The organism is Ensifer sp. LBL (assembly GCF_050435225.1).
Taxonomy (GTDB): Bacteria; Pseudomonadota; Alphaproteobacteria; order Rhizobiales; family Rhizobiaceae; genus Ensifer.
Genome location: NZ_JBNDJY010000001.1, coordinates 874,601 through 893,086 on the forward strand (window position 1 = coordinate 874,601; position 18,486 = coordinate 893,086).

At 59.6% G+C, this 18,486-nt stretch carries 21 protein-coding genes; 3 read left to right on the plus strand and 18 right to left on the minus strand.

Annotated elements, in window-relative coordinates; translation table 11 throughout:
- Nucleotide 1: 1 nt before the first annotated feature.
- Both OKW20_RS04280 and OKW20_RS04285 read right to left on the minus strand, forming a co-directional pair.
- Nucleotides 2-673: a methyltransferase domain-containing protein gene (locus OKW20_RS04280; protein ID WP_429170375.1), complete on the minus strand. Its 672-nt coding sequence runs from the start codon at nucleotides 671-673 to the stop codon at nucleotides 2-4.
- An 11-nt stretch (nucleotides 674-684) separates the two neighbouring features.
- Nucleotides 685-1,629, minus strand: coding sequence for a hypothetical protein (locus OKW20_RS04285; protein WP_429170377.1), 945 nt, complete (start codon nucleotides 1,627-1,629; stop codon nucleotides 685-687).
- 194 nt (nucleotides 1,630-1,823) lie between these two features.
- Here OKW20_RS04285 and OKW20_RS04290 point away from each other — a divergent pair, with 194 nt between their 5' ends.
- Nucleotides 1,824-3,095 carry a hypothetical protein gene (locus OKW20_RS04290; protein WP_429170380.1) on the plus strand — a complete coding sequence of 424 codons (1,272 nt, stop codon included), beginning with the start codon at nucleotides 1,824-1,826 and terminating at the stop codon, nucleotides 3,093-3,095.
- Between the two features lie 9 nt (nucleotides 3,096-3,104).
- Here the strand turns inward: OKW20_RS04290 and OKW20_RS04295 are convergent, their stop codons facing one another.
- From OKW20_RS04295 to OKW20_RS04350, 12 genes are all read right to left on the minus strand, one after another.
- On the minus strand, nucleotides 3,105-5,042 hold the full coding sequence (locus tag OKW20_RS04295; protein WP_429170382.1) for a hypothetical protein: 1,938 nt from the start codon (nucleotides 5,040-5,042) through the stop codon (nucleotides 3,105-3,107).
- A gap of 71 nt (nucleotides 5,043-5,113) precedes the next feature.
- Entirely contained in the window at nucleotides 5,114-7,183 is a 2,070-nt protein-coding gene (locus tag OKW20_RS04300; RefSeq protein WP_429170383.1) for a hypothetical protein, read from the minus strand.
- Complete coding sequence (locus OKW20_RS04305; protein ID WP_429170385.1) at nucleotides 7,183-7,581, minus strand: DUF6950 family protein; 399 nt, start codon at nucleotides 7,579-7,581, stop codon at nucleotides 7,183-7,185. Before OKW20_RS04305 ends, OKW20_RS04300 begins: the two co-directional genes overlap by 1 nt.
- Nucleotide 7,582: 1 nt before the next feature.
- The gene (locus tag OKW20_RS04310) at nucleotides 7,583-8,152 is read right to left on the minus strand and encodes a hypothetical protein (protein ID WP_429170388.1); all 570 of its coding nucleotides are present in this window, start codon (nucleotides 8,150-8,152) and stop codon (nucleotides 7,583-7,585) included.
- On the minus strand, nucleotides 8,152-8,856 hold the full coding sequence (locus OKW20_RS04315) for a hypothetical protein (RefSeq protein ID WP_429170390.1): 705 nt from the start codon (nucleotides 8,854-8,856) through the stop codon (nucleotides 8,152-8,154). The genes OKW20_RS04310 and OKW20_RS04315 overlap by 1 nt, the downstream gene beginning before the upstream one ends.
- A gap of 2 nt (nucleotides 8,857-8,858) precedes the next feature.
- On the minus strand, nucleotides 8,859-11,087 hold the full coding sequence (locus OKW20_RS04320; RefSeq protein ID WP_429170393.1) for a phage tail length tape measure family protein: 2,229 nt from the start codon (nucleotides 11,085-11,087) through the stop codon (nucleotides 8,859-8,861).
- Nucleotides 11,088-11,400: 313 nt separating this feature from the next.
- Nucleotides 11,401-11,772 carry a phage tail assembly chaperone gene (locus OKW20_RS04325; protein WP_429171143.1) on the minus strand — a complete coding sequence of 124 codons (372 nt, stop codon included), beginning with the start codon at nucleotides 11,770-11,772 and terminating at the stop codon, nucleotides 11,401-11,403.
- Nucleotides 11,772-12,188: a hypothetical protein gene (locus OKW20_RS04330; RefSeq protein ID WP_429170395.1), complete on the minus strand. Its 417-nt coding sequence runs from the start codon at nucleotides 12,186-12,188 to the stop codon at nucleotides 11,772-11,774. Before OKW20_RS04330 ends, OKW20_RS04325 begins: the two co-directional genes overlap by 1 nt.
- Before the next feature lie 9 nt (nucleotides 12,189-12,197).
- Nucleotides 12,198-12,689: a phage tail tube protein gene (locus OKW20_RS04335; RefSeq protein WP_429170398.1), complete on the minus strand. Its 492-nt coding sequence runs from the start codon at nucleotides 12,687-12,689 to the stop codon at nucleotides 12,198-12,200.
- A gap of 18 nt (nucleotides 12,690-12,707) precedes the next feature.
- Nucleotides 12,708-13,136: a phage tail terminator-like protein gene (locus OKW20_RS04340; RefSeq protein WP_429170401.1), complete on the minus strand. Its 429-nt coding sequence runs from the start codon at nucleotides 13,134-13,136 to the stop codon at nucleotides 12,708-12,710.
- A 207-nt stretch (nucleotides 13,137-13,343) separates the two neighbouring features.
- Nucleotides 13,344-13,790 (minus strand): HK97 gp10 family phage protein, encoded by a 447-nt coding sequence (locus OKW20_RS04345; RefSeq protein ID WP_429170403.1) that lies wholly within the window; start codon nucleotides 13,788-13,790, stop codon nucleotides 13,344-13,346.
- Nucleotides 13,790-14,827: a phage minor head protein gene (locus tag OKW20_RS04350; protein WP_429171144.1), complete on the minus strand. Its 1,038-nt coding sequence runs from the start codon at nucleotides 14,825-14,827 to the stop codon at nucleotides 13,790-13,792. Before OKW20_RS04350 ends, OKW20_RS04345 begins: the two co-directional genes overlap by 1 nt.
- 179 nt (nucleotides 14,828-15,006) lie before the next feature.
- On the opposite strand from OKW20_RS04350, the gene OKW20_RS04355 reads away from it, so the two are divergent.
- Nucleotides 15,007-15,480: a hypothetical protein gene (locus tag OKW20_RS04355; RefSeq protein WP_429170405.1), complete on the plus strand. Its 474-nt coding sequence runs from the start codon at nucleotides 15,007-15,009 to the stop codon at nucleotides 15,478-15,480.
- Here the strand turns inward: OKW20_RS04355 and OKW20_RS04360 are convergent.
- Nucleotides 15,477-15,830 carry a hypothetical protein gene (locus tag OKW20_RS04360; RefSeq protein ID WP_429170408.1) on the minus strand — a complete coding sequence of 118 codons (354 nt, stop codon included), beginning with the start codon at nucleotides 15,828-15,830 and terminating at the stop codon, nucleotides 15,477-15,479. The two genes, OKW20_RS04355 and OKW20_RS04360, sit on opposite strands and share 4 nt — an antisense overlap.
- 89 nt (nucleotides 15,831-15,919) lie before the next feature.
- On the opposite strand from OKW20_RS04360, the gene OKW20_RS04365 reads away from it, so the two are divergent.
- Nucleotides 15,920-16,348 carry a hypothetical protein gene (locus OKW20_RS04365; protein WP_429170410.1) on the plus strand — a complete coding sequence of 143 codons (429 nt, stop codon included), beginning with the start codon at nucleotides 15,920-15,922 and terminating at the stop codon, nucleotides 16,346-16,348.
- Nucleotides 16,349-16,357: 9 nt separating this feature from the next.
- Here OKW20_RS04365 and OKW20_RS04370 read toward each other — a convergent pair whose 3' ends face one another.
- The 3 genes from OKW20_RS04370 to OKW20_RS04380 form a co-directional block, all read right to left on the minus strand.
- Nucleotides 16,358-16,849, minus strand: coding sequence for a DnaT-like ssDNA-binding protein (locus OKW20_RS04370; protein ID WP_429170412.1), 492 nt, complete (start codon nucleotides 16,847-16,849; stop codon nucleotides 16,358-16,360).
- Nucleotides 16,850-17,174: 325 nt separating this feature from the next.
- Entirely contained in the window at nucleotides 17,175-17,531 is a 357-nt protein-coding gene (locus tag OKW20_RS04375; RefSeq protein WP_429170414.1) for a hypothetical protein, read from the minus strand.
- 12 nt (nucleotides 17,532-17,543) lie between these two features.
- Nucleotides 17,544-18,482, minus strand: coding sequence for a DUF2184 domain-containing protein (locus tag OKW20_RS04380; RefSeq protein WP_429170416.1), 939 nt, complete (start codon nucleotides 18,480-18,482; stop codon nucleotides 17,544-17,546).
- Nucleotides 18,483-18,486 lie beyond the last annotated feature (4 nt).

The window sequence follows — 18,486 nt, forward strand, 5'->3', positions numbered from 1 at the left end:
TTCAGCCCGCCATCTCAACCGGCTTTTTGAACACGGCGATGAACCAATCGCGGGCCTCTGCATGGAACCGCTTGACGAGATGGAAAACCGCTCTCCCAGACAAGTAGCGCTCCTCACCTTCTCGGCCAACGTAGATCACAAGACCGTCTTCCGTCAGCCGAAAATTGAACTGGTGAAGGCCACCCCAGTTCTCTGCCGTTGCTTCGTCGACCAGCCCCTGCACAATGACGTATCCGCCAGGCTTTACCGCGGCCATCATCTTTTCGAAGACCAGGCCAGGGTTTTGGGCATGGTCGATAGCGTTGCTGATGTGGGCGATGTCGAACTCTTCCGAGAAATCCATCTCCTCGCCGCCTCGAGCGAGCGGCGCGGGGATTGCGTGCTTCTCGTAGTCGAAGACAAAAGGATACAGGGCCCCTAGCGGGTCTACCGTGGTGATATTCTGCTTCGGGAACGTCCCCAGCAAGACAGAGACCACCCCGGAGCCCACGTCGAGAACTTTCAGGTCATCGACGTTGCTGCGAGACCGGAACCACTCATAGATTTCCGGTTGAAGGTCGACCGTACGTCTCTCCTCGTCCAGCCACTCTTCCCGGAACCGTGGCTGGTCAACAAACCACTTCCAGAAACCAAGCTCAATCGCTATCCCTTCCATCAAGGTCTGGCTCAGCATTCAAAGCTCCGTTAAGCAGGCTTCTCGAACACGGCGTAGAATTCCATGGAATTTCGGAGCGTCGGATATACCTTAACGACCGGCATCTTAACGAAGCCGCGGTCGAAGAGCTGCCTCATAACCTCGCGGAAACTGGACGGCGTGAAGATCCAGTTGTGCACGTCAATGTATTGGTCTTTGGCTAGACGTGCCTGGTCCAAAACATTCTCGAAAACACCTGGCCTTTCATCGAAGAAACAATTGTCGATGCGCCTACTGCCGTGATCCCCGGCCCAATGGCGGCCTGGGTCATTGTGGGTCAGGTTCATAGCGTGCTCCAACACCTTAGTTGGCGTGTGGAATTGACGCACCTCTAGATAAGCAGCCAGCGCGTCGATAAATCGCGACTCTGGATGGAAGTGGTCAAAACAGTACCGCTTATCTGGGGCGATGACGAAGTATCGACCGCCGGGCTCCAGAAGATCAAACACGCCGTTTAGATGCCTGATTATGTCGACTTGATGCTCGATGCAGTGGCTGCTGAAAACATTCATGAAGCGTTCTGGGACCGAACTTAGATCCCCGGTCGGATGACTGAAGTCAATCTCTTCCGCAGCCTCGATTGCCGCTCTCAGTTGTCTCCTGTTCTCCTCTTCCTCGGAGTATGTGAGGATATGCTGGGCGCGAGAAACTATTTGTTCCTTGTTGAGAACGTCGAAATATTTGACGTTGTGAACCGGCCTACGAAGGCAGGGATTAAGAAACGGTCCGATTTCCAGCACAGGTTTCTTTCGGTCAACGAGTCCGATGAAGTCAAGTCGACTGGTTACCCGCGACGGGCAACGACCCTCCTCAAGCCCGCAATCCCGATAATGCGCCTCCGCGCTCTCGGCACTCATATGCCTGAGGTCGGGGTATCTCTTGCGGTATACCTTTGCATCGAACTCTGCTGGAAGGCTCCGCTTGCCCCAAAACATTTGATGTCTCTCCCCAAACACCAGTTTCGCGAGAAAGCACACCAACGGTTGCAATGTCAACAACACGGTCAAGGAGTCGCACTGCCGATAGTATTGTTTGTCCCGTTGTTGATGTTCGGAGTGGAAACCCTCTCGTAGCGGTTGTTGACCACGAGGACGTCACCCTGCATAAGCTTTTGTAGAGGTCGTTTTGAATGGCATTGATGTCTTACGATGTTGGAGTTCCAGCCCCTGTTCTTCACGGCTACGTAGAAGTCGTGCAGCAGAACACGATTGCCGGCTGGATTGGCATTGAAGGGCCCTTGTATGCCGGCTGTGTCCAATGCGTCCTAACTTTAGATGGCGTGCGATACTCGACCGAAGCAACATCGTCTGACCGCCTTGATCTCACGCATCTTCCATGGGCGGGCTCGTTTCGAATTCCTTTAGAATCCGAGGAAGCGGCCTATGAAGCGATCGCCAGCGGCAGCGCCCAGTTTACCGCTATTTGCGGGGGCACCTCGGCGACTCTTAAAATCCTCCCCTCACTCATTTACCGGGCCATTCGCATCTCCTTTCCAAAGGAGACAGACCACGAGCGCGAACGAATGGGCGCCATTGGCTACGGTGCTAGCTCTCCTTGCGGCGATGCTGTAGTGGGTGCCGGGGGTACCTTACTGCTGCGTGGGGGCGTCAATGACGTGGCATCCCTCTACAACTCAGACGCTATTGACGCGGCGGCGTGGGCAGGCCTCGTCCACGAGCGCAAGGCGCAAGCGAGCAAGGCTGGCATGGAATTTCGCCAGATCTTCATTCCCGAAAAGTCGTCGCAGCTGCACTGGAAATGTCCCTTCGAAGCCACGAAAGGCTCGAAGGGCTACAACGAAGTAATCAGAAAACTCGAGGAGGATGAATTCGTGGGAGAGGACATCGTCGATTTACTTTCTCTCACTTCGAACGACCTCGATGCCGAGAAGGTTTACAGGGACTACGACACACACTTATCGACCTATGGCGCTGAAACCATTGCCAGGTACGTCGCTGAAAGGTACCGACTGATAGAGGACGAGTTTCCCAAGCCCACCGCTACCTTCTTTGGGAGGGACCAGGGAGACTTGGGGTCGAAGTTCGGGAGCGAGTTCATCGAAAGGCCAGTGCTCTACCGTGCGATAGAAACAGCCTCGCAGGAGGTCTGTCAGCCGCACTCAACGGTTTCGTGGAACCCTTCAGAAGGCCTGACCGGGACAAAACGGTCCTGGCGCTGTCCGCAAGCGTCGATCGATGCGGTAGCCGTTTGCTTCGGCAACTCGTTCTTTGAGCGTGGGGAGACGTCAACTACCTTGTCCTGGTGGTTTGCGAGGCTATTCCGCGAATTTCACTTCATCTGGAGCGCCAGTGCCGACATGGCGGTTGCCTCGCGCTTGGGCGCCGACCTTGTGATCTGCCAGACAAACGAGCGGTTCATGACAAAGCTGCCCTCAAATTAGAGGGCGGCGTCAGGCCGTAGCTATGCCGATAGCATTGTTTGTGCCGTTGTTAACGTTCGGCGTCACGACATTATCATAGCTGTTGTTCAGCACTTTGATGTCATGGCAGCCAGAGTTTAGCACGTTGCCCGACGGCATATATCCATACTGGTTGCCCGAGATGATGCCATGGTGGGCGCCAGAAATAACATGGATACCGGCAGATCCAGGCATAGAACCTTGGCCCTCGAAGTGGGTGTTTTGAACCGACCACCGGTAGCCGGCGGTGCGGATGCCAACCTGGTTCGCCTTGTCGATGATAAAGAAGGTGTTGTTCACTTCCATGCTGGTCGCTTCGGTGGCCAGAACCTCGATACCGACCTCGCGGGTATTCATGTGGCAGCCAGTTACCAATAGGCCATCGTTGGCCAGCTGACCGGCCGGAACCATGACAGCGGCTCGACCGCCGACAAAGTCACTGCCGTCAAGCACCAGTCCCTGCACGTAAGGGCCGACCAGGATGGCGTTCTGAAACTGCGAGAAGTAGCACTTCTCGAAGACGTACTTCACCGCGTAGTCACCATTCTGGCTTTGCAGTTCGACTTGGTTCCCCCTTCCGTTACCGTCTCCGATCGCGGCGCCTGGGCCATAGAAACGGCAGCGCTCGAAATTCATGTTGTTGACCCTGAAGGAGTAAACACATGTCCCGAAGTGCTTTGCGGTCTTGTAACCGTCGATCCCCTTGAACACGACATCATCAAAGATGTTGTACTCCGCCGCCGCAGGGTCAGGGTGAGCAGGGCATATAAGACGGAACGCGGACAAAGCGCCAGACTGGCTATCCGTCTGGATGTTCATCCTCGAAATGTTCACGCAGTTAAGCACTGTGAGGTAATTCACGGTAAGCCCAGCATTGATCTCTCCGCGGAAATTGAGAAGCGTCTGCCTCCCCTTGCCCTCAATCGTGAGGCTCTGGAACGGCGCCGTGCAGGTGCGCGACATCGGCTGCGAGATGTTGAAGGTCCCTTGCGGTATCTCGCCCTTCATCGCGTCGAACAGACATGCGTCGAGGAACTGGCTCCAGGGATTTGTAAAGTCACTCCCCGCAGATGGAGCGCCGAAGTCCGTGGACAAGTCGACATACCCTCGCGACGTGAGACGCAAGTACCGTGCATCGAGACCGAGAAGCGCGATTACGTCCGCGAACGACTTGTCTTCGCGGGCAGTCGCGCCCGGGTTCGTAACCAGCATCGTATTGGCAGTGAGTGACGCCGGCAAATTCACGCTGGCAGCCGACGCCGCTGCGGCTGCCGCACTGTTGGCAGCGCTCGTTGCCGCCGCTTCCGAAGCAACCTGTGCAGCCTCAGCCGCGGCGACAATGGCGCTGGAGACTTGATCGTTGAGGAGCCGGAACGTGCTGCCGGATACGATGCCAAGAATGATCATGCCGGACACAAGGCCACCCGCAGCGACGTTGTTGCCGGTGTTCGTCTTGATCGTCAGAGGAGCGCCGCCATTGAAGCTAACGGTTACCGGTGAAGCCGTGTTTGCCTCGAAAACGTTCATCCAGACGAGAGCTGACGCCGAAACCGGAATGCTGGTAGTGGCCTGAATATCGTTCGCGGTGCCAGCACCGACGTCATTAGCGGTGATGAAGGAGAACGGCAGATCGGCAGCACGTGACCACGACCCGGTGCCAACGCCTCCGACTTTTCGATAGATGCCATTGTTGGCGACGATGGCGTCTCCAAGCACCCAGGCCATGCTGTTTGCGGGTCGCGCCAGATCGGCATCCATCGCCGCCTTGCTGGCGTAGATCAGGCCGCCATTCGAGGTGAAGGCGCTGATGATCGCTTCATAGCCGGTAAGCAGGCGCCGAATCTCGTCCTTCTTCGGCTTGTTCTTGCCCGAGGAAGGCACGCCGTAGGTGACGAAGTCGCGGTAAACGATATTTGCGGTGTCGGCCATGCCTGTCCCCATGCGAAGGCGCTCCGGCGTTGCACCAGAGCAGAGATTTCAGAAAGGAAGCGTGAGAAGTCTCAGGTGACGATTGCGGAGCCCGTGGCGACGGCAGCGGCCGGCACTCCGGAGGAGTTGATAGCCACGACGAAACCGTAGTAGGTGCCCGCACTCAGCCCCGTGACGATGCGGCTGTCATCCGCTGCTGGCGACCCATACTCAGTCGCCACCAGTGTCGCGCCCGTCATGCTATTCGCGGTGTTGAGGTACAGCCGTGAGGCGAAGTATTTCGGGCTGTTCGGCGCGGTCCAATCAAATTGCACTTGGGCGGCGCCACCAGTTAGGTCGGCATTGGTCACCACACCTGGAGCAACCGGGTCGGCTGTTGCTGTGCGAATCTCGTAGTCCGTGAACTCCGAGCTGTCGCCATTCGACCAAGTCCGCAGCCGGAAGCGGTACTGCACACCATCCGAGAGATAACCGGAACGAACTTGCGTTTCGCCCGGTTTCGAGGTGACCGATCGAGGAGGCTCGATCTCGGATGTCGGCTGCCACTCCAACTCGTAGATCAACGAATCCGAAACGAAATCCCATGTGGCCGAGCCATAGGCCGCTGTCGCTCCACCGCTAACGACTTCCGTTGAAATCGTCACATTGAAGTTCGTCGGCAACGGTACGCCGTGTGGCGGTAATGGCGTCACGCTCGCGCCTGGGGCGCCCTCCTCGGTTGCCGCATTGAACGCGTAGAGGTTAGAGGGCACAACGATGCCGGAAAACTCGATCGTCAGGTTCTTCAGCGAGAGTTTCGGCGTTGCCGTGATCTCGATCACAACCTCCGTGAGCCTCGGAGGGAGATGAACCCGCACGAACCGGCGGTAGGCTAAGTTCTTGGCGGCCTCATAGTGGGCGACGATCGTCACGCGAGGGGCATTGCGGCGCGTGTATCTCAGCTTCTGCAGTCTGGCCACGTGGTTGTGGCTCTGGATCGCTTGGTTATCGACGGTCACCGTCCGCTCTGTATCCTCGCCGGCGTAGGGGTCGCCATAGATCGCCGCATCAACAGTATTGTAACGGCTCGCTGGGTCGGTGAACCGCCCACGAACAGCAAGCACCGTCGAGGAGCGCCGTTGATTGACGTCGTGGGTGCACCGGATGATGTCGGCGGCGGTGAGCCGTATGTCTGGCTCGACATACTCTCCGGCGTGCACGCCGATCAGACCGTCCGGACGTTCGTACACCACGAGCTCTGCGGCCTCGTCCATCAATCGGCCAACCTGCACCGGATCATTGTTCGCCCGGAACCAGAAGCCGCCATTGTAGCGCTTCTCTGTTCCGCCAGTGCGGTTCGTCACGCTCTGGTCGCCAACATTGGCCGCGTGGATCCAATCCGGCAGATAGATGTCGGCATAGTTGAGTTTGCCCCCAACGGGATGGCACAGATGCCAGAGCCGCATTAGCGGCAGGTTCTGAGTGAAGCCCCAGGTATTGTCGTCGCTCGGGTTGTGCGCCGGGTTCCGAGGATCGAAGAGCAGCGCCCCATCGATGACAGCGGAGTGCTGCGGCATCTGGTTAGGAAACACCTTCAGGTAATTCTGGCTGTTGGCGGTCACGCAGCGCATCAGCACCGTGGCGAGGCCGTCGCCGCGGTGGTTGTTGCTCCATATCGTCGGGAAAGCTGTGACCATGGCTGGATAGGCGGTTTCTGCATCCAAACCGAGGCGAGTATCGATCTTGACGTAGTCGTTGCCGTTGTAGTGGTAATTCGAGGGCGAGGTCACGACGTCACCGGTCAGCGTCACCGCGTCATCGTGCAGATAATGCTGTACATAGCCCTGGATGCGGTGCGCAGCCATGATCAGGACGTGGTAAGCGACGCCGCCTGCCTCCTCGAGCGTGGCATAGTCGCTGCCCTTCTTCATGCGGCCGAGGGCAAAGGTAAGCGGCGGAACCGGTTGTTTCAGGTTGTAGCTGCCGTCCTCCGGCTTCGGAACGGAAGGCTTCTGCACGAACAGCCCCTGCAAAGCCTGCGCGCCGAATGCCAGACCAGCATATGCGAGCGCATAGGTGCCGAGATAAAGCAGGTTCGCGCCGACGACGGACGTTGCGACCGACGAGATGATGAGCGCGGTCAGTTCGATCACACCAGGCATCAGATAATCCAAATTGCGAGAGGTGTCGCAACCATCGGGCCGACACTGTTCCTGAAGCGCACCAGCCAGCGCTCTCCGTCGTGGATCGCGCCGAACTGGCGATGAATGTTGGCAGGCGAGCCGATGACGCCGATCGCGCCGCAACATGGCTGCTGCACCCGCCGGCCGTCGATCCGGCCGGCGCAGTCAGCCACGAGCGGCTCGACGCCTCCGGCGCGCTCGACGATCAGGCGGAACCCATCGTCGCTGTCATAGGCCCCGCGAAGGTGCGCCGCCGGGTCGGGATGGCCAAGCCAGAGCGCCCACGACGCAAGGAAGAGGCAGCAATCGACATCGACACCCGGCCGCCACGGTTTCTCGCCGTAGTCCCTGAGGAATTCGAGAAGGGTCTCTTCCATGTCACCAGTTCGGCCAACGGATCGTGTTGTCGATCTGAAGCGGGATGCGCTCGCAGAAGCGGTCAGGCGGTGCGCTCGGATTGAGGACCTTCGATCGGGCTTTCTGGTCGACGTCGGAAAGAACAGCGCCGTTGGTCAGCGTCCGGAGCGTGAACCGGTTCGTGATCTCGACGGTGATCGTCGAAAGGATCTGATCGTTGGCCGCCGCATCGTCGAAGATGATGTCGTCGATAGTGCCGGTGAACTTGATATCGGGCGAGCCAACCGGCTGATCGTACTCGTCGCAATCCTGGATCAGGATGCGGACCCGCGTTCCGATGACCTCCCCATCCTGATAGTCCGACCAGATTACGTTCGATAGCTCCGGGTCGATACCGGAGAGCGCGAGCGACAGCGTGAACGCTTCGGCGTTGATTGCCAGTTCGATCTGATCCAGCGCCGATTCCGTCAGCACGCACGGTCGCCAGATGTTCCCGTCGAGGTCGATGAATAGCCCGCCCGACCCATCCCACAATCGAATAGTCTTCGACGGGAAGTCGAGTTGAGCAAGAACACGAAGAGACTTGATCATCACGCCACCAACGAGGCCCAGTAGTCTGTTGCTTCGACGAAGCTAAGAGAGCGCTGCTCGAATTCGATCGAGTTGACGCCGGCATCCATGCCGCGATCGTCGACGAGATGGCAGAGGCATGTCGGCTCATCGAATTCCAGATCACTCCCGGCAGGGATCAAAGCGCGCACGGCGGGCGAAATCGGAAGGGTCCAGATGTCACCGTCGATCGCTATCGCCGGGCCCGTCTTGTAGAGGGCATGCTCATAGGAGAAGCGGACGCCGACCAGGTCAGACGCCGCGTTGATGATGCGCAACCGGATCGTGGTCGCCCCGATCGGTGTCACGCCGTCGGAGACGACGGAAATCGCGCCCTGCAGATACTCGGTATCGTCGTCGAACGGCGCGTCGTCGTCGTGCGGTACGAGCCCGACCGGCTCATATTCGCCTGAAACGTATGGGGCCGTGTCTCGCGACCATGCCGGGACAGCGATCAAACCAGAGCGGCCGCCGAGCTTCTGACTGATGGCCTCCCAGGCCCGGCGCTGCGCCATGTCAAACGTCGCGATGTCGGCGAGATCGATCGCCCAATAGCCGAGGTCGGTCTTGGTTGCCGGCTCGACGCCGCCGAGAGACCGACCGCCAGAGCGCGTAAACGGGACAATGTTCGTCCGGCACTCCTCAGGGGTGAGGAGCTCGACCGGCCACACGAGAATGTCAGCCATGCTCAACTGGTCCTGTAATCGCCACCGGCGGTATCGCGCTGGTATTTCGCCATTGCTGCGGGGGCCGTTTCGTTCGCCCTGGTGACGGACGCCGCGACGATCTGCGGCGACGCTTCCTTAATCTTCTGGCCGGATACCTCGCCGGCCACCTCGGTCATGACCGGCACGAGGTTGCCGTTCCGGACCTCATTGATGGTCCGGACGACGATGACGCCGCCGTTTTGTGGCGCGGGCTGCATCGGAGTGACGTAGCCGCCGGACTGGTAGCCGTTGCCGTTGGCAGCGCTGTGCATGCGCTCAAGGTTGCCGATGCCGATCTTCTTGGTGGCCCGGGCGTTGAAGACGTATTCCTGGCCGTGGACGATACCGGCCGCCCTGCCTGTCGCGCCGCTACCGGTGTAGCCGCCCGACCTGAAGCCGAAGATCTTGCCAATGCCGCCGAGCAGCCCGCCGAGAAGCCCTCCTCCGCCGCCTGCCGAAGCATTGCCAGCCGAGAACAGCGCGTTTACGAGCTCGTCCTCGACCTTGCTGATGATCTTGTCGAGGACGTTCAGCGCCGCCTTGCCGAAGGATTGCCAGAGCCCTTCGCCGTTCGCTAGGCCGGAACGCAGATCCGAGAGGAAGCCCTTCGTCGCGTCCTTGGCGAAATCGAGCGCTTCCTTTGCCTGCTTCGTCGCAATCTCAGTTGCGGCCATCTGCTGAGCAAGACCGGACAGTTCCGCCTTCTGCGCTGCTGTAAGCTCGATGCCCTTCTGCTGCGCCTGGTTGAGGAGATCGGTCTCGTACTTCAGCGCGGCGGCCGACTGCTCTGTCATGCCGAGCGCTTCTTGCTCCGCCTTGAGCGACGCAATGCGGCGGTTCGCACCGTCGACGATGTCCGAGTACTTCTCGGCTTCGGTCTTGCCGCCGCCGCCCTTTTTCTTCGACTTGTCGTCGACCGTCGTCAGGTCCTTGGCGAGTTCCTTCAGCTTCGTCGAGGCAGCCGACGCGCCCTTGGTGACGGCTGCCCCGATGGTGCCGAGATAGTCGGCGGTCAGGTCATTCTGAAGCGTCTTGTTGCGCTCGCGGACGGCGCCGGCTAGCCGACCTGCTGCCTCATTGGCGATCTCATCCAGTTGCGGCGCTTCGATGAAGTTGCTAAGGCCGCTCGTGTTGCCGAGGATCTTCTCGACGTCCATCCCGGTGCCAACTGCCGCGCCGGTCTTGAATACGGTCTGCACACTGCGGATCAGCCCGTTGATCGCGTTCACGCTCGCCGAGACGATCGCGTTGACGGCTTTGATCGCCATGTTCGCTGCGCCGATGGCAGCTGCGCCGATCACGTCAGGGAACTTGGCCCAGAGGAATTCTAGGTCGTGGAACGCCGCGACGAACGCGCCGATGATGAGGTTCGCCCCGTCCTTTGCCGAGCCGACGATGTCGACGTCGAAGATCTGGGTGAGCTCGTCCCGGAAGATGTTCGCTGCGGCAACTGCCGCCACCATGCCCAGCACGAGCGCGCCAGCGGGGTTCGCGGCTGCCATGGATGCAGCAGCCCCGATCGCTGCGACGGAAAGGCGTCCGAGAAGTGCGATCAGGCCTATCACGCCTCCTATGATCGCCGGAGCATAGAGGAGCGCGAGCCCGGCTGCTGCCGCGGCGGCATACGGGGCGATCACGACGAGACCATTGGCAAGCATGGTCAGCGCCGACGCGGCAAGCTTGCTCCAATTCACCATCTGAAGGCCAGCGGCAGCCAAGGACACGATGGCGATCGTCGCCAAGCTGACGGGCGAGATGACGGACAAGAAGGCTTCGCCGAGCGCCCTCACCGCGCCGGAGGCCCCCATGGGACCGAGAACGGCGCTGATCTGCGTACCCTGCTGCAAAGCGATCTGTAGCGGGCTCATCGACATAGCTGCAGAAACGCCGATGTCCTGGAACTGGGCAGCGAGGTTGCTGACGTGGCTTGCAGCCCCCTGCACTCCCCTGATGTTCTGGTTTGCAGCCTGATTATGCACACGAAGCGCGCCGGCAGCCTTGTTTGCCGCCGCCGCTTCGGCGTTCAAGGCTGCGGCATGGGCATTGGCAGCGGACGCCGCCATCTGCCCTGCCTTACTGCTGGATGGGCCAATACCCTCGACCGCGGCCCCTACGCGCTTCGCCGCGCCGGTGAGTTTGTCGAGCTTGCTGGTTGCCTGGTCGACGCCGGTGGTTTTGGCTTCGATGCCAAGGGACGCGAGTTCAGTCATTCTTCACCAACCAGAGTGTACAGGAGCACTGATTTACAACCAAACCGAGGATGTAATGCGTTCCATATTGATGTTGCTGATGGTCGCTTCAGGTACTGCGCTCGCGGTCCCAACACAGGTCATGGCTGGCGGCGGAGACCGGTACACGAACTTTGCCGCTTGCGAGCAGAACCCAATTCAGGACGGCAAGTTTGGAGGCGACGGGTACAATTCTGCGCTCGACGCATGCATGAAGGGCAATGGTTATCGCCTCAAGGTGGAATGTGGCAGTAAGCGTGACAGTGACTGCTACGAGAGAGGCTTTTTTTGGTGGCTAGGCCTCTAACGAACGTTTCACCACTCGGCGATTCCTGGCCGCCCCGCGTATCCGAAGCTTCGACTCCGCGACATCAGCCTCCGTCGTCTGACGGTGGGCAGTCTCGGTCTTGCCGGTCTTGTTGATGATGGAGAGGGCCACCTGATCCATTCGGCGGATCACGGATAGTTCCCAGGGGTTGATGGCCGCCCCGGTGAGGCGACAGAAGGATTCTATCTCACCGAAGCTGATGGGGTTGGCCGCAAAGCCGGACTGCCGGATGTTGTGCAGTTCGACGAACCAATCCCAGATATGGAGGCCGAAGACAGGTTCTTCGGGCGGGGGATCATTCTTGCGCCGAGGCGCGAAATGCGCAGCCGCAAAGGCGATTAAGTCCTCTGCGACCGCTTCGTAAAATTCGCGTCCTCGTCGGCCGCCTTGTCGACCTGCTCGGCGATGAAGAAGTACCGGGGGTCCGAGATGATCTGCATGACACTCTCGGGAGTGCATTCGACCGGCGTCTTATCCCGGGTCATGTTCCAAGAGACGATCGAGGCGGCGACGATCTCGTTCGTGCGCTCCTCGACCTCCTCGACAGTACCGACCTTCTTTGGATTCTTCTTGTTCTCGCGGATGGCGGAGTTCGCCAGGCGCCGCTGCACCCGCTTCACCCGTTCCGACCGGTACGAGACGATATCGATCACAAGCCCGGTCTTGTCGCCGGTGATCGGGTGAAGGATTTCGAGCGGGAACGCCTGTTCGAAGTCAAAGGCTATTTCCTTGTCGAACTTGGCAAGATCGAACATGAGTGCTCCTTAGATAACAGCCGGCTCGACGGTGAGGATCTCGGTGTTGATACCGATGTTGAAGGTGCGGCGAAGCACGTTGTCGCCGGCGCCGATCTGCTTGCGAGCCGACATCACGAGGCCGCGGAAGTAGTCGACGCTGTTGGAATAGGTCGCGTCCGGAGCGTCCTCGTACTCGACCTTGATGTTGTACTGGAACTTCGTCTTCTCCGCGTCGCGAAGCGCCTGCTGGCCGGCGTCGAGCGGATCGTCGCCGACGACGAGCGCAAGTGTGCCTGCATCCCGCGCGCCCTTCAGGTGGCGAACGCGGCCGTCCGACAATGACTGGAAGGTGACGTCGGCGGATTCGTCGCCGATCTCGCCGCCATCCTCGACTTCCTTGATCTCGACCCAGGTTAGGGCCTCAAAGGCTGCGATTGCGGCTGCGTCGCCGCTGGCATACGGAATTGCGGTGGTGCCGCCAATGAAATAGCGAGCCCCAGTGGCCGTGGTGATCGTCATGGGAATGGTTCCTTGCTGTTAGGCTGCGAAGGTTTCGTAGGAGATGGTCACAGGGACCATGAGGGAGCCGTTGGCTGGCGGGAGCGGGATTGCATAGGGCTTGCGATTGACCTTCACCTTCACGCCGCTCTCGTAGAGGATCAGGTCTTTCGGGAAATGGGCGACGATCTGGTCGGCGCGCTGAAGCGGTATGATGATGCCGGTACCGTTGCTGAAATGAACGTTGACCTGCATGATGCCGCGATGCTGTTGGCGACCAGGACCGACGGTGCGGGTCCGGGTCGGGCTCGGCAGAAACACCACCTCGAGATAATCCTTCGGCTTCGTTTGCCCCGCTGCCGGGAACGGGACGAACGGCCCGGCGATCGCTTGCGCCGGGGTGAAGGTCAGCGCCTGCAAGCGAGTGATGAGCGCGAGCCAGATGTTGGCTTCCACACCTGTTGGCATTCGTGTAATCCTTCCCGGCGATGGCCGATAAGCTTTCCGACGATCAGGTCTACGAACGTCTGCATGCTGCCTACCTCGCCTTGGGCCGGGAGGACGGAGAGACCGTGCGGGGCGATACCGCGCTGAAAGCTGCGCGACGGGCGATCCTGCTGCTTCAGATGGGCCACTTAGCCGCACAAGACAGCGGGTCGGACGACAACCGGGCAGTCAAAGCCCGAGACGACGCTTCAACTCCGACGCCTTCTGACTGACGATACCTTGCCACTGCTGTGCAGCGCTGCGGACGAACGCGTCAGGCGCCTGGCCGTTCGCGCCGAACTCGCGGTGAACTGCGTATCCGGCCGTAAAGCCCACATAAATGGTGTCGTTGACGTCCGCGCCGAGAATGACGGCCTCGATCTGACCGAAGTCGAAGGCATAGTTTTGCCCGGCGACAGGACCAGACTGGCTCTTGATCGTCGGCATGGCCGTGGTTGACGCCAGCGCCGAAGCGCGAAGAAAGCCGGTATCAACCCGCATCCGCCCGCCGGCACCAGTCGGCTTCAGCATCTCCTCGGTGACGTCGTGAACCGATTCCTTGAAGACGGCTTCGACGGCGCCCGGGATCTTCTCTGCGAAGGCCGCGACGGTGGCACTGAACGAGAGCTTTGCCATCAGACAGCCTCGGCACGGAAACGGCGCACGACGGCGCCGATGTGGTCGATCTTGTATTCCAGCCTGCAACGGCAGCCCGAGATCTCGCTCACCGGCGCGCGCGGATCGCCCGGGTAGCGGAGGAGCGCACCGGATGGGCTCTGAAACACCTCGTCGATGCCGACGGACTGACCATTCAAAACGCGGTGCGTGTGACGAACGCGTTTGTCGCCAGCATCTCGCCATGTCTTCGTCACGTCCTGCGCTTGGACCTTCCCGGCCTCGATCTGCTGGCGCATCGCCTCATCACGAGCGGACCCGAGCGCCATCATGGTCTCGGTGCAGGCCAGCATCTCACCGCGGAGAAGCAGGTTCTTGTCGCGGAGCCTGCCTATGACCTTCGCGAGAGCGTCGCCGGTGATCGGCTTACCTTCGCGCATAGCTGCTGCGATCGAGCGGTCGAACCGCTTATCGCGGGTCTTGAGCTCGAAATACTGCTTCATCAACTCCGGGTCGCCGGACGCGAGATTAACGCGGGCACGTTCGATGAACGCGATCTGGTGGCGCGTGAGGCCTATCACGCCGCCTTCACGCTGCTTGCTTACCCTGTTGACGCGGCCGACGACGTCGAGCGCGGTAGATCGAGGATTGGCGCCTCGGGCAAGGCCGGCTTCAAGCGCCTGGCGGATGCCCTGCCGCTGGTCATCGGTGATGTGCGTGACCATGGTCGTCGAGAGGTCCCGTAGGATTGCTTCGGCGGCCGGGTTGCGAACTCCAAAGCGCCAGATGACGCGATTGCCTTGCGGGTCCGTTACCTTTGGCAGTTCGGCGACAGCGTTAGTTCCGCCGGCGTTGAAGGCCTCCTGCAGAGCGATTTCGAGAGCCGAGAAGGCCTCGGGCTCGATCTGCATGGCCTCGATCGCTCCGCTGACGTCGCCACGCTCAAGCCGCTCAATGACGCGGGCGAGGACGATGGACGAGCGGATCTCGTCTAAAGCCTCGCGGAAAGCGGAAGCAAGCCTTGGCTCGAAGGTGGCAAGAAGCGTGTCAAAATCCATCCGCAAATTGCTCCTATCCAGAGATCGATTTGCATCCGACAAGACGTGGGCATCGGAGAGAACTTGCGACAAAGCAAAACTGTCTTATTCTTTGAGTTATTTGAGGAACTGTCGCACCAAATCCGGGAGATTTGTTTATGGACCCTCATGTTGACCAAGGGGACGAAACACGAGACATCATGATCACTTTAGGTGATGTCGATTATTCTTTTAGGCTAAGCTCTGACCTACAAATCAAACGTCCGCAGATACTTCTGGATCATGCTCGCAGCTTGGGTCACGGTGTCTTGGTCGCATACCTCAACGACGGCTTCGCGAAACGGATGAGCTTCGGAGGCTTTAGCATCTCGGGCGGAAACGCTTCGCTGGGGTCGATTAAAGTAAAAGACGGCAATATCCAGATTTCCAGCAAGGTTCTCGTGGTCCTTCTGGCGACGTACGGGGGTATAGCCACCTACTCTGAATTTCGCTCTTCGGCGCAGCTGTTAGCCAATGATATAAATTCCGTCTTCACCTATGTAATGGAATCATCCTTCATTGAGGGGATCAAGTTTCATCCCAGGCCTGAAGGGCAGATTTTTCACGATGTGCTAGCCGTGTTGCCGCCTGAGCAGCGGATAAAGTTGAAGGAAAGTCGAAAGAAGGGGCCTTAACCAGTTCGCCCCTGCACGATGAATACAACCGGCGTGATGCCGTCGAACTTGTTCGGATCCCCCGCCACGATGGCATAGTTGATACCGTTAGCGGTTACGACGTCGCCGACGGTCGGCTCGATCGCCAGCCCGACGGACGAGATGTAGATCTGCATGTCGCCGGTCTTGATCGTGGTGCCGTCAATGTAGCGGGCCTCGTGGGCCATCGGGACAAGCGTGGCCGCGTATGGCGTGGGCACCGGATCGCCACCAAGGACGGGATCGGGAGGCGTGATGCGCGTGACGCCGCCGGCCTGGCCGAACTTGGCGATAAGGCGCTCAGCTGTGATTTGCAGGGCTCGATAATCCACACGCAACCCCCGAAAGTTAAATATGACTCGACTCTATCGAGCGTTGAATTAGCATATGCGAGCAAACCGCCTTGCCGAAGGAGGAAAGCATGGCAAAGTTCAACCCGAATTCGAAAACTCTTGCAGCGTGCATCGCCGAAATTGAGAAATTCCGGAAGGCGCGAAAATTGGACGATAAAGAGATTATCACTTCCTTGGATCTTCCTGACATTTGGAAGACCAAGGAACTGGCGGTAAGTAACGTTCCTGGCGGGTTCAATAAGATTATTCTTCCGTTCTTCACCGACGGGCCAGCCACGTTCTACATTTCATCGGCTGGGCCATATGTGAAGGTCCCTCTCCACTCCCATGACGAAGGCGCAGGCATTCGCGTCATAATGTCGGGCTCGATCACGTACAAAGACAAGGAACTGGAAGCCGGAGGCTGGATGTACTTGAAAGCCGGCGCACCGTACGAATTTACGGTAGGGCCCCGCGGCGTGTCCATGTTCTATTGCTATCAGTGCTGCTGTGCGTAGGGCTGCCGCCTAGACAACTAGCGGATGAGAAGAGGTCGGGTAGAAGAAAGGCCAAAGCAACCCATTAATTGACGTTACAGTTGGCGTTGTCATGGCCACGGTTTCCTCAATGTTCGCTGGTTGAATTGCGTACTCAACCTCGAGCTGCCCGACCTTCTCCCGCTTGACGGTTGAGGCGCCCGTAACAACGGGCGAGAGGCTGCCGGGGTTCGTCGTTTCGAGGAACGCGGCCTCATAGGAAGCGTTGATGATTGGGACAGGCACCTCGCCGGATGGGATCGCCTCCCCGTAGTAGGTCGACGCACCGGTGCGCGGCCATGCGCGTTCCTGGGCATAGCCGCCGGTGCGGTGGCCATTGAACCGAGGTTCGTACCGATCGATCACCAGAGAACCGCGCTGGCGCGCTGCCGTCTTCTGGGCATCGGTCGTACCATCGGGGAAGACATACCCGGCCGCCGTCGCGTAAGCCGTGAAGCCGTCGTTATCGCCGTATCCAGCCATGTCATTCTCCGAGAAACCTAACCGCCGCTACGCTCGCCTCGCCGGTGACACTTTTTCAACCTGTAGATATATTAGAACACACAGAGACAGGAGGTTCGACATGTTCATGCAAACCTGCCCAGCATGCGGTGGAACTGGCGAGGGCACCAACTATCGTGCTTGCGGTTGCGCCGATGGGAAAATGGGCGGCGCCATCTGCCCCAAATGCGGCGGAACGGGAAAATCGAACATCAAAGAGAATTGCAAAGAGTGCTCCGGCACCCGATACATTTGGAACCGGGATAACAAGTGATAGGGCGACGCTAGGCCGCCCCTTCTCCACTTCCTAGGGCTTGGTTGCCAGATCTTCGAGAGCAGCGATGATCTCGTCCTTCGTCTTCGGCGTCTTTTCGCCTAGGAGCTTGGATGCCGCCGACTTGAACGACATGAACTGAACGCCCGGGTCGCTCGCCATGGCGAGGACGTCCGTCACGGACCTCGACCCAGCACCTTCCTCAGTGACATCCTCGTCGCCGTCGAGTTTCAGGTGGCCCGCATCGACCCAGGCCTTGACCACCGGATGGTCTTTGACCGTCTTCCAGTCGGAGGCTTCGACTTCAAGCGAGCCACCGGCCGCGATGACTGGACCGCCCGGGATCCCAAAGCCACCCGGACGGTTATTCTGAAGCGTAATCTTAGACATAACGAAAACTCCTCAGATTCCGTCGAGATAGCGCATGGCGCCGGGACGACGAACTTCGACACCACCGAGACGGAAGATGCCCGGCACTTCGAACTTCAGCAGACGCTGCTCAGCCTGCAACCAGCGCAGCGGCATCGGCACGTGCATCTTCACGACGTCGGGTGACCGGCGATAGGCCACCATGCGGTGGGTGCTTCCGGCGCCGGCGGTTTCGAGACCAAACACCGCCCGAATGGTGAGCGGTCGACCGGTCCGGATGGTGTAGATGTTTGCCCGCTGGATGTGTTCCAGGATGGTGGTCGTCATCGTCGCGTCGAGACGCTTCGTGGCGATGAGTGCATACCGGTCCTGGTCGAGCAGTATCGTATCTGCCTGCTCGATGCCGTTGGAGGCGGTGAAGATCACGCCGAGGACGCTGTTGACGTCGGCAAGGATCTCGTCGGCCGTCTTCGTGGTCCAGGTCGCAGTACCGCCCGCCCCGTTCGCCGCGGTGAGCGCGGTAACTGAGGTGGTGTTGAGCAAACCCTGCATGCCGAGCTTGGAGCGGCCGAGGAATGCGACGTTGTCGACGTACTGCTCGTATTTCCGACGGGCCGCATCGGCGCGGTCGTTCTGCAATCGGATGCCATAGGCCTGGGCATGGGCAAGCTCCTGCAGATTGTACCGGTAGCCGATCGCCGCCATCCAGACGCGGCTGTTGCCGCTGTCGAGCTTGAAGTCGACGAACGGGATGTCATCGCCATCGGGGGCGAACTCTCGCGCCTGGCCGACGTCGTCGCCCATCGAGAAGAAGTCGATGGCCGTCGTCCATTCGGGCGCCGAATTATCGACCGGCACGAGCTCGCGATACTGGAAGTCCGGATACTCGCGAGCATAGATGCCCGGCTCGATGTAGTTCTGCGCCGTGCGGAGGAAGTTCAGCGCCAGCGCGGGCGCGTCAGTGGTGAACATCTGT

Excerpts from the sequence above, each read along its gene's own strand:
- OKW20_RS04375 (WP_429170414.1), bottom strand. The coding sequence starts at position 17,531 with ATGTCTAAGATTACGCTTCAGAATAACCGTCCGGGTGGCTTTGGGATC.
- OKW20_RS04340 (WP_429170401.1), bottom strand. The coding sequence starts at position 13,136 with ATGCCAACAGGTGTGGAAGCCAACATCTGGCTCGCGCTCATCACTCGC.
- OKW20_RS04310 (WP_429170388.1), bottom strand. The coding sequence starts at position 8,152 with ATGATCAAGTCTCTTCGTGTTCTTGCTCAACTCGACTTCCCGTCGAAG.
- OKW20_RS04305 (WP_429170385.1), bottom strand. The coding sequence starts at position 7,581 with ATGGAAGAGACCCTTCTCGAATTCCTCAGGGACTACGGCGAGAAACCG.
- OKW20_RS04330 (WP_429170395.1), bottom strand. The coding sequence starts at position 12,188 with ATGTTCGATCTTGCCAAGTTCGACAAGGAAATAGCCTTTGACTTCGAA.
- OKW20_RS04300 (WP_429170383.1), bottom strand. The coding sequence starts at position 7,183 with ATGCCTGGTGTGATCGAACTGACCGCGCTCATCATCTCGTCGGTCGCA.
- OKW20_RS04365 (WP_429170410.1), top strand. The coding sequence starts at position 15,920 with ATGGCAAAGTTCAACCCGAATTCGAAAACTCTTGCAGCGTGCATCGCC.
- OKW20_RS04350 (WP_429171144.1), bottom strand. The coding sequence starts at position 14,827 with ATGGATTTTGACACGCTTCTTGCCACCTTCGAGCCAAGGCTTGCTTCC.
- OKW20_RS04320 (WP_429170393.1), bottom strand. The coding sequence starts at position 11,087 with ATGACTGAACTCGCGTCCCTTGGCATCGAAGCCAAAACCACCGGCGTC.
- OKW20_RS04285 (WP_429170377.1), bottom strand. The coding sequence starts at position 1,629 with ATGTTTTGGGGCAAGCGGAGCCTTCCAGCAGAGTTCGATGCAAAGGTA.
- OKW20_RS04345 (WP_429170403.1), bottom strand. The coding sequence starts at position 13,790 with ATGGCAAAGCTCTCGTTCAGTGCCACCGTCGCGGCCTTCGCAGAGAAG.
- OKW20_RS04380 (WP_429170416.1), bottom strand. The coding sequence starts at position 18,482 with ATGTTCACCACTGACGCGCCCGCGCTGGCGCTGAACTTCCTCCGCACG.
- OKW20_RS04315 (WP_429170390.1), bottom strand. The coding sequence starts at position 8,856 with ATGGCTGACATTCTCGTGTGGCCGGTCGAGCTCCTCACCCCTGAGGAG.
- OKW20_RS04280 (WP_429170375.1), bottom strand. The coding sequence starts at position 673 with ATGCTGAGCCAGACCTTGATGGAAGGGATAGCGATTGAGCTTGGTTTC.
- OKW20_RS04370 (WP_429170412.1), bottom strand. The coding sequence starts at position 16,849 with ATGGCTGGATACGGCGATAACGACGGCTTCACGGCTTACGCGACGGCG.
- OKW20_RS04295 (WP_429170382.1), bottom strand. The coding sequence starts at position 5,042 with ATGGCCGACACCGCAAATATCGTTTACCGCGACTTCGTCACCTACGGC.
- OKW20_RS04355 (WP_429170405.1), top strand. The coding sequence starts at position 15,007 with ATGATCACTTTAGGTGATGTCGATTATTCTTTTAGGCTAAGCTCTGAC.
- OKW20_RS04290 (WP_429170380.1), top strand. The coding sequence starts at position 1,824 with ATGGCATTGATGTCTTACGATGTTGGAGTTCCAGCCCCTGTTCTTCAC.
- OKW20_RS04335 (WP_429170398.1), bottom strand. The coding sequence starts at position 12,689 with ATGACGATCACCACGGCCACTGGGGCTCGCTATTTCATTGGCGGCACC.